Genomic DNA, 1,336 nt, shown 5'->3' on the forward strand with positions numbered 1-1,336 from the left:
CGCATCATCGACGGCGAGAAGAATGGTCTGGAGGCCGATCTGGACGAGGCGCTGACGGCGCGTCCGGCGTTGGAGATCGTCAATGACACGTTGCTGGAGGGCATGAAGGTCGTCGGTGAGCTGTTCGGGTCGGGGCAGATGCAGTTGCCGTTCGTGCTGCAGTCGGCCGAGGTGATGAAGACGGCGGTGGCGTATCTGGAGCCGCACATGGAGAAGTCGGATGCGGAGGGCAAGGGCACGATCGTGCTGGCCACGGTCCGCGGTGACGTCCATGACATCGGTAAGAACCTGGTCGACATCATCCTGTCCAACAACGGCTACAACGTGGTCAACCTGGGTATCAAGCAGCCGGTCTCGGCGATCCTGGAGGCGGCCGAGGAGCACCGTGCCGATGTGATCGGGATGTCGGGGCTGCTGGTGAAGTCCACGGTGATCATGAAGGAGAACCTGGAGGAGCTCAACCAGCGCAAGCTCGCCGCGCGGTATCCGGTGATCCTGGGTGGTGCGGCTTTGACCCGGGCGTATGTGGAGCAGGATCTCCACGAGATCTACGAGGGCGAGGTCCGCTATGCGCGGGATGCTTTCGAGGGTCTGCGGCTGATGGACGCTTTGATCGCGGTGAAGCGGGGCGTGCCGGGGGCTGTGCTGCCGGAGCTGAAGCAGCGGCGGGTGGCGAAGCGCGCGGCGGCGGCGGTGCTGGAGGTGGAGGAGCCGGAGGGGTCGGTCCGCTCGGATGTGGCGGTCGACAACCGGGTCCCGGAGCCGCCGTTCTGGGGCACGCGGGTGATCAAGGGGATCGGGCTGAAGGACTACGCGTCCTGGCTCGACGAAGGCGCCCTCTTCAAGGGCCAGTGGGGCCTGAAGCAGGCCCGCGCCGGCGGCCCCACCTACGAAGAACTCGTCGAGACCGAAGGCCGCCCGCGGCTGCGCGGCTGGCTGGAGAAGCTCCACACCGAGAACCTGCTGGAAGCGGCCGTCGTCTACGGCTACTTCCCGTGCGTGAGCAAGGGCGACGATCTGATCCTGCTGGACGAGGACGGGAGCGAGCGGACGCGTTTCACCTTCCCGCGGCAGCGGCGCGGGCGGCGGCTGTGCCTGGCGGACTACTTCCGGCCCGAGGAGTCGGGCGAGAAGGACGTCGTGGGCCTGCAGGTCGTCACCGTCGGCTCCCGGATCGGCGAGGCCACGGCGGAGCTGTTCGCCGCCGACGCCTACCGCGACTACCTCGAACTCCACGGCCTGTCCGTCCAGCTCGCCGAAGCCCTCGCCGAGTACTGGCACGCCCGCGTCCGCGCCGAACTCGGCTTCGCCGGCGAAGACCCCGACGACGTCGAAG

The 1,336-nt window shown here is 67.7% G+C and carries 1 protein-coding gene; it reads left to right on the forward strand.

The window, feature by feature from the left end:
• Positions 1-1,336 (forward strand): cobalamin-dependent protein (locus ACFPP6_RS36415; protein WP_382051138.1); only part of this gene is annotated, 1,336 nt, incomplete at both ends.

This window comes from Streptomyces aureoversilis, assembly GCF_042657885.1.
Taxonomy (GTDB): domain Bacteria; phylum Actinomycetota; class Actinomycetes; order Streptomycetales; family Streptomycetaceae; genus Streptomyces; species Streptomyces aureoversilis.